The organism is Streptomyces sp. TAA204 (assembly GCF_000424965.1).
Map to the genome: position 1 here is coordinate 40802 of NZ_AUKW01000024.1, position 12613 is coordinate 53414.

The window sequence follows — 12613 nt, forward strand, 5'->3', positions numbered from 1 at the left end:
CGCCCGGACCGGCACCCGGCGGACGTGCCGGCCGCCGCGTCCTGCCCGGTCACGGCTCCTGCGGGTGCTCGACCGCGGGCGCGGGCTGCGTGGTGTCGCCGTCGTCCGAGGACGTGGCGAGCCATCCGCCGACGGCGACGACGGCCACGAACGCCGTCGTGGCTGCGCCCACCTTGATCCGGCGGCGCCGCACCGCTGCCGCGGCGGCCCGGTTGCGGGCGGAACCGGCCCGGGGCTCGCCGGCCGCACGCGGGGCGCGGGCCGTGCCGTGCGCGCCGCCCGCCAGTTCGTCGGCGCCGGGGACGCGCATGCTCGTGTGGGTGTCGCGGTTGGAGTCGGGACCCGCGCCGCCGTGCACGAGCGGCACCGCGCGGCGGCCCGTGCCCGTCCCCGTCGCGGAACGGCCGCCGTGTGCGCTGCCGGAATGTTCGCCCGCGCCCTGAAGGCCGTGGCCGCCGGTGCCCTGCCCGTGCTGCTGGGGAGCGTCTTGGCCGCCCTCGTACGTGCCGTACGCCTCGTACGCCTCGTCAGCCTGCTCGTCGATGTCCAGCGGTGGGAGGTCCGCGAGCTCCGGCAGCAGTTCGCGCAGGCTCTCCGCCACCTCGACCGCGCGGAGCCGCGAGGCGGGGGCCTTCGCCAGGCACTGGTGGATCAGCTGCCACAGCTCGTCCGGGATGCCGGGCAGGGGCGCGACCGACTCCGTGACGTGGCGGCGCAGCACCGCACCGGGGTGCCCGCCGCCGAACGGGGTGAATCCGGCGAGCAGTTCGTAGAGCACCGTGGCGAGCGCGTATATGTCGACGGACGCGCGGGGCGGCAGACCCTCCACGATCTCGGGCGCCAGATAGTCGGGAGTTCCGATGATCGATGTCGCCCGCGTCGTACGCGGCGAGTCGATCAGCTTGGCGACGCCGAAGTCCGTGAGCAGCGCGGGCGGCGCACCTCCGGGCCCGGCGGGCGCAAGGGCGTCGAGCAGGACGTTCTCGGGTTTGACGTCCCGGTGGACGATGCCCGCCGTGTGCGCGGCGGCGAGCCCGTCGGCGACGTCGGCCGCGATGGCGACCGCGGACTGCGGGGCGAGCCGGCGGTCGTGCTCCAGACGCGTACGCAGGTCCGTGCCGCGGACCAGCTGCATCACCAGGGCGAGGTCGTTGCCGTCCACGACGAGATCGCGGACTCCGACCACGCGCGGATGGTCCAGGCAGAGCAGCGCGCTGCGCTCCTGCACGAACCGCTCCACCAGATCCTGGTCGGAGGCGAGATCCTCACGCAGGAGCTTGATCGCGACGGGGCCCTCGGGCCCCTCACCCAGCCACACCGTGCCGGCGCTGCCGCGTCCCAGGATCTGATGAGCGGTGTAGCGACTGCCGATCTTCCGTGCCATAGCGACAAAACTACGCGGCGGAAGAGCGATTGAGGGCACGGGATGCGTCAACCGTCACTTTCGAGAGGGAATTCCCCTCCATCAAGTCGACATGTCTCCGAACTCGCGTACCCCGAGGGCTAATTCTGACCGCTGTCGATCAGGTCTCCGATCTCGCCGAAGAGATCCTCGACCGACTGCCAGAAACTCTTGCCCTCCTCCCACCACTCGGGAAGCGGCGTCAGATTCCACACCAGCACCGCCGCCACGACCAGAAGAAGGATCATGAACAGACAGCCCTTGAGGCAGCCGAGGCCGGGAATGCGCATCGGGTTCGCGCCGCGCTGGCGCGGCTCACGCCGGGGACGCGGCTCCTGGGGCGGGGGACGCTGCGGCTCGTAGCGCCGGGGAGGCGGCTGCTGGGCCGGGCGGCGCTGCGGCTGCGCGTACTGCTGGGGCGGCGGGCCCTGCTGCTGACGGCGGGGCGGCTGCTGCTGGCCGGGCGGCTGCTGACGCTGCGGGCGGCGGCGCAGCGGGTCCATGCTCGGGTCGAGCGGCTGGACCTGCGTCTGCTCGTTGCGGTCCCGCGCGGCACGCATCTGGCTCTGCCAGGGGTGCGGCCCGTCCGGTGCGCCCGACTCGGGGGACTGCGCCGGCTGCGGCGGTGTGCCGGGGACCGGCGGCATGACCTGCGTGGGGTCGCTGTTCGGACCCTGACCGCCCTGGCCCGGCCCCTGGTTCCCGGTCTGCGGCAGATAGCTGGTGGCCGCGTTCGGGTCGTACCCGCCGCCCTGGCCGGACGAGGAGTGCGGAAGAACCTGCGTGGGGTCGGCGTCCCCGCCGGCCCCGCCCACGGCAGATCCGGTCTCCGGGACCGCGGCCGGAGCCGGGTCGGGCGCCAGCAGCGCGGCGACGCCCATCGCGGCCATGGCCATGTCCGGCGTCGCCTGTGCCCCGATGCCACCGGCGACCGTACGGAGCGCGTTCGCGAGGTTGACGGCGCTGGGCCGCTCCTCCGGGCGCTTGCGCAGACATCTCTCGACCACGGTCCACAGCGGGTCGGGCATGCTCGGCGGGCGCTGCGGGTCCTCCGCGAGGTGACGGCGCAGAACTTCCAGAGCGGTGCTGCCCGCGAAGGGCGGCTGGCCGGTCGCGAGTTCGTACAGCAGGATGCCCGCACCGTAGATGTCGACCGCGGAGGTCTGCGGACGGCCCTCGGCCGACTCCGGCGCGACGTAGGCGGGTGTGCCGACGAACTCCTGGGTCCGTGTCAGGCCCGGCGAGTCCGCGAGCCGCGCGATGCCGAAGTCGGTGAGCATGGGACGCATGCCTTCCGGGCCCTCGGCGAGCAGCACGTTGGCGGGCTTGAGGTCCCGGTGCACGATGCCGTCGGTGTGGCTCGCGGCGAGCGCGTCGGCGACCTGAGCGGTGACCAGCGCGGCCGCCACGGGCGAGAACGGGCCGTTCTCGCGCAGATAGCGGTGCAGGTCCGGCCCTTCGATCAGGTCCATCACCAGGGCGAGCATGTCGCCCTCGACGACGAGGTCGCGGGTGCGGACGATGTTGTGGTGCGCCAGGCGGAGCAGGACGGAGCGCTCCCGCAGGAAGCGCATGACCACGTCGGGGTCGTTCGCCAGCTCCTCCTTCAGAACCTTGATCGCCACCGTCTCGCCGGGCTGCCCGGCCACAGCCGCCTCGGCGCCCGCCGTCTCCCGCTGCCGTGCTCGCCACACGGTGCCCGTGGCGCCGCGGCCCAGCGGCTCCTCGAGCAGGTACTTGCTGCCTACCGGCCGCACGTGCGCTCCCTGGTGTCGTACTGCAATCCCGCCCACAATAGTGCCGTCTCGCGAACGGCCGTGCGGCCGTAGGCGAAGTGCGAGCGACTTCGGGGGAAGACGCGCCGCGCCGCCGGGACGGTTGCGGGACCGCCCGGCCGCGGACGAGGGCCTGTCCTCGCTCCGTGGCCTTCCGGCTTCCGTGCGGCCGGTGGTCCGGTCAGGCCCCCTTGCGCACCCGGACGGGCACTCAAGATCATTGGTCGACGCGAGCGGGACGCGATGTCGGCGGCAGGTGCGAAGATGCATTCGGCACCGGCAGCACTGTGCGTGGACGCGCGAGCGCTGAGTGTTGTGCCGTGTGTGACATGTGTGCCGGTCAGAGGACACGGCGAGGCCGACCGCCCCGCCGTGCGCCGCAGCGGCACACCGGTGACCGGGACCGGGAGGGCCGATGCAGATCCGGCTGACTGTCACCCTCGGGCCGCGCGGAGGCGGCCAGGGTACGGGGGGCACGACGGGTGCGCCGGGCGCGTGGCCGGCGTGCGACGTCCTGGTCACCGCACCGTCCGGCACTCCGCTGTCCGCCGTGACGGGTGCGCTGGTCTCGGCGGCCGCCTCGGCCGCGGGTGCCTCCGGCGCGGGCGGCGCCACGGCACCGGCCGGCGGGGCCGAAGCGTCCGCCGACTCCTCCGCGGCGGTCTACGCCGGGACGGAACGGCTCGACCCGCACAGGCAGATGCTCGGCGAACCGCCGCTGCTGGACGGCGCGATCGTCTCGCTGCACGGCCCGGCCCTCCCCGCGGCGACCCCGGCCCTTGCCGCGTACGGATCGGCGAAGGCCCGGCTGCACGTGATCGCGGGGCCCGACGCGGGCGGCATACACCTCCTGCAGGGCGGAAAGATCCAACTCGGCCGCTCGGCGGAGACGGACGTGCCGCTCAACGACCCCGACGTCTCGCGCCTGCACTGCGCCCTGACCGTCTCCGACGGCGGCGCGGTCACGGTCTGCGACCTCGACTCGACCAACGGCACCTCGCTGGACGGCACGCCCGTCGGCCGTCAGCCGGTGCTCTTCCGCCCCGGCTCGACGCTGCGGGTGGGGGAATCGGCGCTGCGTGTGGAGACCTCCTCCCCGGACGGGGATGCTCCGCACCGGCAGACCCCCGCCACGCGGGGGGCCGCCGGTGCCGCCCACCCCGTCCCCGGCCACGAGGGCGCCGGTCCCGGACGTCCTGCGGCGCCCGCCCCTCTTCCGACGACGCCCACCGTCCCGGACGGCAACGGCCAGTTGCGCCTGCCCGCGGCCCGGGGCGGCCCGTCCACGGACAGGGCTCAAGCTCCGGCTGCGCACGGTGGCGGGCCGGGCCGCGTGACGGTGACCGGTACCGGCACGGTGGCGGGCTCTGCCGCGAGCGGACAGCCGCATCCGGCCTCCGCCCCGCCCGCGCCCCCCTCCACGGGCACCGCGCACGGGTACGCGGGCGGCGGGCACTTCCCCGACGGCTCCGAGGGCCCCGACGGTCCGGACGGCCGTGGGGGTCCGGACGGCCCGGATGCTCCCGACCGCCGGGGCGGGGGCCCTCCCGGAGCGCCCGACGCCGCCAGTACGCACGCCGTGGGCCTCACCCCGCAGGCCCGTCCCACCGAACCGCCCTCCCCGCCGGAGCGTCCGCGGCCCGGCTCGTCCGCCGCGCGGGAGCCGGAGCGGCCACTCGGGCGCGGCCTGAGCGCTCTGGCCCGCCGGTTCACCGGTGTCCGCCCCGATGAGGAGAGCGTGTCCGCCTCCACGGGTGGCAGCGGTCCGGCGTCCGGTGAGGCCGCCGCCGCGGACGCGTGGCACGACGAACGCCGTCCCGACCCCGCCACCGTGCTGCTCACGGCCCTCGGTCCGGGCCCGCGACTGTGGGAGCGGGAACCCGGCCACCCGGAGGCACTGACCGTACGGATCGGCACCGTCCACGGCGGCGGACGCCCGGGCGGGCCGGTCACCGTCGACCTGCGGGAGGCCGGCGCTCTCGGGCTGGCCGGGCCCCGGCCGCGGCTGGCGGGTCTGGCGCGTTCCGTGGTGGCACAGCTCGCCGCCCTGCACGGCCCGAGCACGCTGGAGATCGTGCTGCTCTCCGCCGACCGCTCCCGCGGGCCCGAAGAGCGCACCGCCGAGTGGGCGTGGCTCGGCTGGCTTCCCCACCTGCGGCCCGCGCACGGGCAGGACTGCCGCCTGCTCACGGCCTACGACCGGGATCAGGCCGCGGCCCGTGCGGCGGAGCTGGTCCGGCGGCTCGACGAGGAAGCGCCCGCTCCGCTCACGCCCGGCGGCGCTTACCCCGCCGCCCGGCACGCCCCTGCGCGCGGCCGTACCGGCCCGTTCACGCTGCTCGTCGTCGACGGCGATCCCGGCTCGGCGGCTCTTCGCGAGACGGTGGCCCGGCTGGCGGCCGAGGGCCCACGGGCGGGCATCCACCTGCTCTGTCTCGCCGAGGCGCCGTCCACGACGCCCTCCTCCCCTCTCTCCGAGACGGTCGAAGCGGCCCGCTCCACCTCTTCCGCCTTCCGTGAGTGCGGCACTCTCGCACTGCTCAGCGGTGCCGTGGCGACGGCGGTACGGGTGGTGCGGCCGCAGCCGGCCGTGGCCGGCACTCCGGGGACGGGGGACGCCGGAAGCGCGCCCGGCGCCGTCGGCACGGTCGGCAAGGTGGGCACCGTCGACGCGGTCTCCGCGGCCTGGGCCGAGCGCTTCGCCCGCGCCATGGCACCGTTGCGCGAGTCCGAGGGCACGGCGGCACGTACGGGCACGGCGGCACGCGCGGCCGTGACGCTGCCGCGCACATCCCGCCTGCTCGACGAGCTGGGTCTGGCACGGGCCACGCCGGCCGCGCTGCTGGCGCGCTGGGCCGAGTCGGAGGCGCCCGTCACCGGCCCGGCCGTCCTGGTGTTCGGTGCCGGCCCGCGGGGCCCTCTGCGGGCCGAACTGTCCCCCGCCCACGGGCATGCGCTCGTGGTCGGCGCCTCCGGGTCGGGCAAGACGGAGCTGCTGCGTTCCCTCGCCGCCTCTCTCTCCGCTTCAGGACGGCCCGACCGGCTCCAGCTCGTACTGCTGGACGGTGACGGGGAGGCCGCCCGCGACGGTCTTCGCACTTGCCTCGAACTGCCGCACGCACGGCATCATCTGGCGGCGAACGACCCTGTGCTCATGAGGGAGTTCGCGCAGTCGCTCAGCGGTGAGCTGAAGAGGCGCGCCGAACTGGTGGGCGCCGAGGGTACGTACGAGGACTTGGCGCGGGCCGGCCGTCGGGGACGCCGCTCCGGTGCACCTCGGCAGACCTCCGAGGGTGACGGCGTGCGCACCGGCGCCGAACGTACGGGCGCGGGCCGCGCGGTGGCCGGCGCCGGAACGCCCGCCGCCTCCGGAGCAGGTGCCGCGAGCGGGCCCGGGACGGACGAGGACGCCGCCCACGGCACGCTCCGGCTGCGCGTTCCGCAAGGCCAGGAGCCCGGAGGGGCGCCACCTGCCCCCGGCTCCGGGCGCGGACCGGCCGTGAGCGCCGCGCCCGGTGCCGGCACCGGCACCGGCACCGGCACCGATTCGTCCGTTCAACACTTGGACGCAGAGTACGCGTCACTCCCGCGCCTGATCGTTCTCGTGGACGACTTCGACACCCTCGTGGACCCCGCTCTGGGCAACCCCGGCCGTCCCGCGGCCGGTTCGGTGCTGCGGGCCCTCGAAGCGGTCGCGCGGGAGGGAGCACGGCTGGGCGTCCACGTGGTGGCGGCGAGCGGCCGTCCCGACCGCACGGCGGGTACCGCGGTCGCGCAGGCGGCGGCGCTGCGCGCCGAACTGTCATGGGCGGGCGACGGCTCCGGCGAGGAGGACGCGATCCCCGGCAGAGGCGCCCTCCTCGCCCCTGACGGCACCGTCACGGCGTTCCAGGCGGGCAGGGTCACCGGCCGCATCCCGCGTACGTCGACACAGCGTCCCACGGTCGTTCCGCTGGACTGGACACGCGCCGGCGACCCTCCGGCGAGCCGCCCCGTGAGGGAGCTCGGCAACGGCCCGACAGACCTGGCTCTGTTGGCCAGCGCGGTGGGCAGGGCGGCCCGGTCCCTGGGGCTGGACCCACAGGAATCGGGCACACCTGCTGCGAACAGATCACGGAGTGGTCAAGATGAGGTTCTTGAAAGCTGACAACGTATTGCGGGCGCTCCGCGTTCAGGCGTAGGACTTTGCGCACAGGACTGAGGGAATGGACGAGAAGCCCTCGGACCTTGGGACCAAAACGGCACGGCAGCCGAAATCGGGCGCCGTGCCTCCGATGGGGACGGCGGGAGCTATGCGTAATTCGGTTCGTGCGACTGGTACATCGCGCGCCAGGAGCAACACCAGCACCACCAGAACGACTGCACGTGGCGCTGTGGCGCTGTGCGCCGTCGCGGCCCTGTCGCTGACGGCCGCCTGCGGCGGGGGCAGTGACGAGGGCGAGGACAAGTCAGGGTCCTCCCAGGCGAACGAGAAGACGGTCAAGCTGCCCAAGCTCAAGGGCGAGAAGATCCAGGTCGCGGCAGTCTGGACGGGCGACGAGGGCAAGAACTTCACAAAGGTCGTCGAGGAGTTCGAGAAGCGGACCGGTGCGGAGGTCGAGGTCACCCCGACCGGCGACAACGTGGCCACCTACCTCGGCTCCAAGATCGAGGGCGGTGCGCCGCCGGACGTCGCGATGCTGCCGCAGGTGGGCGTGCTGAACCAGTTCGCCGAGAAGGGCTGGCTCAAGCCCCTCGACAAGGCCACCAAGGCGGAGCTCGGCAAGAACTTCTCCAAGGGCTGGCAGGACCTCGGGGCCAGCGACGGCGAGCAGTACGGCGTGTACTTCAAGGCCGCCAGCAAGTCCCTGATCTGGTACAACACGACCGCGTACGAGAACGCGGGCGTGGGCGAGGCGAAGACCTGGAAGGAATTCCTCACCAACGCGCAGACCATCGCCGACTCCGGCGTGGAGCCGGTCTCCGTCGGTGGCGGCGACGGCTGGGTGCTGACCGACTGGTTCGAGAACATCTACCTCTCGCAGGCGGGCCCGGAGAAGTACGACCAGCTCGCCCAGCACAAGATCAAGTGGACCGACCCGTCGGTCAAGAAGGCCCTGACGACGCTCGGCGAGCTGTTCGGGAAGAAGGAACTCCTCGCGGGCGGCAACAAGGGCGCACTGCAGACGGACTTCCCGACGTCCGTCTCGAAGGCCTTCGACTCCACCGACAGCCCCAGCGCCGCCAGCGTCTTCGAGGGTGACTTCGTCGGTATCAGCATCGCCAACGACACCAAGGCGAAGATCGGCAAGGACGCGAAGGTCTACCCGTTCCCGGCCGTGGACGGTGACGCCCCGGTGGTGACCGGTGGCGACGCAGCCGTCGCGCTGAAGGACAACAAGGGTGCCCACGCGCTGCTGACCTTCCTCGCCTCTCCGGAGGCGGCGGCCGTCTGGGCCGAGGCCGGCGGCTTCGTCTCGCCGAACAAGAACCTCGACGGCGAGGCATACCCGAACGACGTCCAGCGCAAGATCGCCAAGGCCCTGATCGACGCGGGCGACGACTTCCGCTTCGACATGTCCGACCAGGCCCCGGCCGCCTTCGGCGGTACGAAGGGCGAGGGTGAGTGGAAGGCTCTGCAGGACTTCCTCAAGAACCCGAAGGACGTCGCCGGCGCGCAGAGCGCTCTGGAAGCGGCAGCCGCCAAGGCATACAAGGACTGACGACCGAGCGGCACAACGGTCGGTGCCGGACCCGTTCGTGACGGGTCCGGCACCGCCGACGCCTCGGTCCCCAGTTCCATCTCAACCTGGACACCCGGACACGGACAAGGGACACCACCCTCATGCCCACCCCCTCCCCCACTCCTCCGACAGAGGAACCACCCGGCTCGCCCGCCAAGGTTCCACCCGGAGGAGCTGACGACGCCGCCTCCACGGCGGCAGCACCGCGCGCCACGCCGCCTCGTGTCTCCGTGGTGCGCTCGCGGCCCTGGATCGCCGTCTCGTTCCTGCTGCCCGCGATGCTGCTCCTGGGCGCCCTCGTCGTCTATCCGATCATCTACTCGGTCTTCCGCAGCACCCTCGACGCCTCCGGCACGGGCTTCGTCGGACTCGGCAACTACGTCGAGGTCTTCACCGACGACAACATCCTCACGGCGTTCAAGAACAACATCATCTGGGTCATCGTCGTCCCGTCGGTGTGTACCGCGCTGGGTCTCATATTCGCGGTGCTGACCGAACGGGTGCGCTGGGGCACGGCGTTCAAGCTCATCATCTTCATGCCGATGGCGATCTCCATGCTCGCCGCGGGCATCATCTTCCGGCTCGTGTACGAGCAGGACCCGAAGCAGGGCGTCGCGAACGCCGTGTGGGTCGGAGTGCACGACACCTTCGCCGACGCCTCCGCATGGCCCGGCGCCCGCCCCCGGCCGAACGCCGACATGGACAAGTCCGCCGGCGGCGCGTTCACGACCAAGTCGTCCGTCTCCGCGGCCGACCCCGCCAACCTGCCGCTGGTGGGCGTCCCGCCGAAGGATGCGGCGGGCGCGTCCGAGGCCAAGACCGCCCCGTCCGGCAAGGGCGGCGAGGTCACCGGAACCGTGTGGCTCGACTTCTCCCCCGGTGGCTCGGGCAAGCCCGACGTCATCGACGCGAAGGAGAAGGGCCTGGGTGACATCACCGTCGAAGCGGTCAAGGGCGGCAAGGTCGTCGCCACCGCCAAGACCGGGCCCGACGGTACGTTCTCACTGCCGTCGGAGGCCGACGGATCCAAACTCCGAATGCCGGGCTCGAACTTCGCGGCACCGTACAACGGCATCGACTGGCTCGGCTCGACACTGGTGACGCCCTCCATCATCGGTTCCTACGTCTGGATGTGGGCGGGCTTCGCGATGGTGCTGATCGCGGCCGGACTCGCGGGTGTGCCCCGCGAGTTGCTGGAGGCCGCGAGAGTCGACGGCGCGAACGAGTGGCAAGTCTTCCGGAAGATCACAGTGCCGGTACTGGCTCCGATCCTCGGAGTCGTCGTCGTCACACTGATGATCAATGTGCTGAAGATCTTCGACCTCGTCTACATCATCGCTCCGAGTGCGAGCCAGAACGACGCCAACGTGCTCGCCCTCCAGCTGTATCTGTCCTCCTTCGGCGCGGGATCGAACCAGGGCGTGGGCAGTGCCATCGCCGTCATCCTGCTGCTGCTCGTCCTGCCGGTGATGGTCGTCAACATCCGTCGCCTGCGAAGGGAGTCCCGCCGATGACCGCGGTCAGTGCGGCCCAGCCCGAACCAACAGCCGCTCTCAGCTCCCCCGCGGCAGCGCCGCCCGAAGGGCCGAAGAAGTCCTCGGTCGCCTCCCGGCTGGTCTCGGCCACCGGTCACTGGGCGGTGCGGCTCGCCCTCGTCGTGATCGCGCTCGTATGGCTGATGCCTACGGTCGGCCTGCTGAGCTCCTCGCTCCGCAACCCGGAGGACATCTCCGTCTCCGGCTGGTGGGAGGTCTTCGACCTCAACTCCAGCTTCCCGTGGGTGCTCAACGCGGATCAGTTCACGAGTTCGAACTACGACGCGCTACTCTCCAACGAACTGGTGACGGGATCGCTCTTCACCACGTTGCTGATCACCATCCCGTCCACGTTCGCCGTCGTCATCGTCGGCGCGCTCGCGGGCTACGCCTTCGCGTGGATGGACTTCCCCGGACGCGACTGGTGCTTCCTGGTGGTCGTCGGGCTGCTCGTGGTGCCGGTGCAGGTGGCCCTCATTCCGGTCGCCAAGCTCTTCAACACCCTGGGGCTCTTCGAGACGACAGCCGGTGTGGTCATCTTCCACACGGCCTTCGGCCTGCCGTTCGCGGTCTTCCTTCTCCGCAACTTCTTCGCCGAGATCCCCCGGGAACTGCTGGAGGCCGCCCGTCTCGACGGCGCCGGTGAGATCCGTCTGTTCACCCGTGTCGTGATGCCCCTGGGTGGCCCGGCCATCGCCTCGCTGGGCATCTTCCAGTTCCTGTGGGTGTGGAACGACATGCTGGTCGCTCTGATCTTCTCGGACGCCAGCAGCCCGCCGATCACGGTGGCCCTGCAGCAGCAGGTCCGTCAGTTCGGCAACAACATCGACGTGCTGGCTCCGGGAGCCTTCGTGTCGATGATCATCCCGCTGATCGTCTTCTTCGCGTTCCAGCGTCAGTTCGTTTCCGGCATGATGGCCGGCGCGGTGAAGTAACGGCACTCAGCGCAACATCGCAGCACCGGCACGACAGCAGAACAGCACAACCGCACAGAGGACGACGCGGGGGCAGCCCCGGTCTCACCTGGCCCGGGCGCGCAGCGCCCGGGCCAGGTGCCGGGCGATCACAGGGGGCAGCACCTCGCGGGCGACACGTCGGGAGAGCGACGCCCGCCGCCGCCCGGAGGTGCCTCCCGCCCCCGCGCCGTCCCCGCTTCCGTCCCGGGCCCCGGCCCGGGATTTTCCGTGCCGGGAGGCCGGCAGGGGCGGCGGAGCGGCCTTGCCCGCCCCCACCAGCAGCAGCCGGTGCCCTGCCACCTCCTGCCACTGCAGCCAGCAGTCGCCCCGCGCGCGCAGCGCCGTGTACAGCTCGTCCTGCAGGTCGGCGGCCTCGCCCCAAGTGCCGTAGAACTTCTGGCTGCTGACGCATATGGGCCGCAGCCCCTCCTCCAGCACGGCCTGCCAGGTGGCACAGGCGACGCCGGGCGTGTGCGAGGAGCGGTAGTCGTCCAGGACGACGACGCCCTCCCTTCCGAGCGTCCCGCGCGCGGCGGTGATGTCGGGGCGTACGTGCTCGTAGAGATGGGACGCGTCGACGTGCACGAAGCGGCAGCTGCCGCCGGCGACCTCACCGGGGACGACTGACGTCGCCTCGTGCAGTACGCGCGGCAACTCGTCGTGGAAGGAGAGGTAGTTGGCCTCGAACGCACGGCGGGTCAGCGTCGCGTACGAGCCGCGCGTCTCGCGTTGGTTGTGCTCGGTCGGCGCCTCGGATCCGAAGAGGTCGCACACGGTGAACGTCTCGTCCGCGCGCAGGTACGCGCGCATCATGATCGCGCTCTTGCCCAGATAGGCGCCCATCTCCAGCAGGTCACCGCGCTGTTCGAGCCGCTGCTGGCGCTGCAGGAGCCAGTCGAAGAGGACGATGTCGGTGTTGTAGAACCAGCCCGGCACGTCGTGGAAGGACCGAGGCCGCGGCAGCTCCCCGGTCCCGGCTCCCCTCCCTGCTCCGGCCGGCGCTGCGGGGCTGTTGTCGTCGGCGGTCGCGGCTCGGTCCATGGAGCGCTTCTCCTCAGAACGGCGGGGGGAGGTCAACGGGCAGCAGGGGCGCTCGGGGAGGAAACCCGCGCCACCCGTGCCTGTATATGAGCCACCCGCCCCCCGGCGCACGTCCTCACGCCCGCTGTGAACAGGGCTTCCGCAGACCGACGGCGCGTGTCCACCGACGGTTCAGCTGATG

Annotated in this window: 7 protein-coding genes; 4 read left to right on the forward strand and 3 right to left on the reverse strand. The window is 72.3% G+C overall.

Going from position 1 to position 12613, the window contains the following annotated elements; all coding sequences use genetic code 11:
* Positions 1-49: 49 nt before the first annotated feature.
* Complete coding sequence (locus H343_RS0123550; protein ID WP_028433133.1) at positions 50-1384, reverse strand: serine/threonine-protein kinase; 1335 nt, start codon at positions 1382-1384, stop codon at positions 50-52.
* Positions 1385-1503: 119 nt separating this feature from the next.
* Entirely contained in the window at positions 1504-3159 is a 1656-nt protein-coding gene (locus H343_RS0123555; RefSeq protein WP_028433134.1) for a serine/threonine-protein kinase, read from the reverse strand.
* A 433-nt stretch (positions 3160-3592) separates the two neighbouring features.
* Between H343_RS0123555 and H343_RS32500 the strand changes: the two genes are divergently transcribed.
* The 4 genes from H343_RS32500 (at position 3593) to H343_RS0123575 (ending at position 11370) form a co-directional block, all read left to right on the forward strand.
* Positions 3593-7324 carry an FtsK/SpoIIIE domain-containing protein gene (locus H343_RS32500; protein WP_078506060.1) on the forward strand — a complete coding sequence of 1244 codons (3732 nt, stop codon included), beginning with the start codon at positions 3593-3595 and terminating at the stop codon, positions 7322-7324.
* A 145-nt stretch (positions 7325-7469) separates the two neighbouring features.
* Complete coding sequence (locus H343_RS0123565; protein WP_051265908.1) at positions 7470-8879, forward strand: extracellular solute-binding protein; 1410 nt, start codon at positions 7470-7472, stop codon at positions 8877-8879.
* A gap of 122 nt (positions 8880-9001) precedes the next feature.
* A complete protein-coding gene (locus H343_RS0123570) occupies positions 9002-10414 on the forward strand; it encodes a carbohydrate ABC transporter permease (protein WP_078506061.1) in 1413 nt (470 codons plus the stop codon).
* Positions 10411-11370, forward strand: coding sequence for a carbohydrate ABC transporter permease (locus H343_RS0123575; RefSeq protein ID WP_028433137.1), 960 nt, complete (start codon positions 10411-10413; stop codon positions 11368-11370). The genes H343_RS0123570 and H343_RS0123575 overlap by 4 nt, the downstream gene beginning before the upstream one ends.
* A gap of 84 nt (positions 11371-11454) precedes the next feature.
* On the opposite strand, the gene H343_RS0123580 is transcribed toward H343_RS0123575, so the two are convergent.
* Positions 11455-12432 (reverse strand): class I SAM-dependent methyltransferase, encoded by a 978-nt coding sequence (locus tag H343_RS0123580; RefSeq protein ID WP_078506062.1) that lies wholly within the window; start codon positions 12430-12432, stop codon positions 11455-11457.
* Between the last annotated feature and the right edge of the window lie 181 nt (positions 12433-12613).

Excerpts from the sequence above, each read along its gene's own strand:
- H343_RS0123550 (WP_028433133.1), bottom strand. The coding sequence starts at position 1,384 with ATGGCACGGAAGATCGGCAGTCGCTACACCGCTCATCAGATCCTGGGA.
- H343_RS32500 (WP_078506060.1), top strand. The coding sequence starts at position 3,593 with ATGCAGATCCGGCTGACTGTCACCCTCGGGCCGCGCGGAGGCGGCCAG.
- H343_RS0123565 (WP_051265908.1), top strand. The coding sequence starts at position 7,470 with ATGCGTAATTCGGTTCGTGCGACTGGTACATCGCGCGCCAGGAGCAAC.
- H343_RS0123570 (WP_078506061.1), top strand. The coding sequence starts at position 9,002 with ATGCCCACCCCCTCCCCCACTCCTCCGACAGAGGAACCACCCGGCTCG.
- H343_RS0123575 (WP_028433137.1), top strand. The coding sequence starts at position 10,411 with ATGACCGCGGTCAGTGCGGCCCAGCCCGAACCAACAGCCGCTCTCAGC.
- H343_RS0123580 (WP_078506062.1), bottom strand. The coding sequence starts at position 12,432 with ATGGACCGAGCCGCGACCGCCGACGACAACAGCCCCGCAGCGCCGGCC.